This window comes from Burkholderia sp. HMSC10F09, assembly GCF_001806955.1.
GTDB lineage: Bacteria > Pseudomonadota > Gammaproteobacteria > Burkholderiales > Burkholderiaceae > Burkholderia > Burkholderia multivorans.
On record NZ_KV786760.1, the window covers coordinates 1 to 864 of the forward strand.

At 66.6% G+C, this 864-nt stretch carries 1 protein-coding gene; it reads right to left on the reverse strand.

The features are described 5' to 3' along the window. The coding region (mmsA, locus tag HMPREF3115_RS32500) for a CoA-acylating methylmalonate-semialdehyde dehydrogenase (protein WP_256276228.1) at positions 1-864 on the reverse strand (864 nt) is incomplete at both ends.

Below are 864 nucleotides of genomic sequence, written 5' to 3' on the forward strand. Positions count from 1 at the left end.
GGCACCGGCACCGGAATCGGGATGTTGATACCGACCTGCCCGATGTCGATCTCGCTCTGGAACTTGCGTGCGGCCGCGCCGCTCTGCGTGAACAGCCCGACGCCGTTGCCGAACGGGTTCGCGTTGACGAGCGCGATCGCGTCGTCGAGCGTGTCGGCCTCCATCACGACAAGCACGGGCCCGAAGATTTCGTGCGTATAGATCGACATATCGGTCGTCACGCCCGAGAAGATCGTCGGGCCGATGAAGTTGCCGTTCTCGTAGCCGGGCACCTTCACGTCGCGGCCGTCGAGCACGAGTTTCGCGCCTTCCTTCACGCCCGCCTCGATCAGCGACAGGATGCGCGCCTTTGCGCCGCGCGAGACGACCGGGCCTACGTCCGTGCCGGGCTCGTGTCCTGCGTTGACCTTCAGCGCCTTCGCCTTCTCGACGATGTCGGGCAGCCAGTCGCGCGCCGCGCCGACGAGCACCGCGACCGACGTCGCCATGCAGCGCTGCCCGGCTGCGCCGAATGCGGCGCCGACGAGCGCGTCGATCGCCTGCTCGCGGTTCGCGTCGGGCAGCACGACCGCGTGGTTCTTCGCGCCCATCATCGATTGCACACGCTTGCCGTGCTGGCTGCCGAGGTGGTAGACGTGCGTGCCGACCGCGGTCGAGCCGACGAACGAGATCGCCTTCACGAGCGGATGCGAGCAGATCGCGTCGACGACCTCCTTGCCGCCATGCACGACGTTCAGCACGCCCTTCGGAATGCCGGCCTCGAGTGCGAGCTCGACGAGTTCCATCGTCGTCATCGGATCCTGTTCGGACGGCTTCAGCACGAACGTATTGCCGCAGACGATCGCCATCGGAAACATCCAGAGC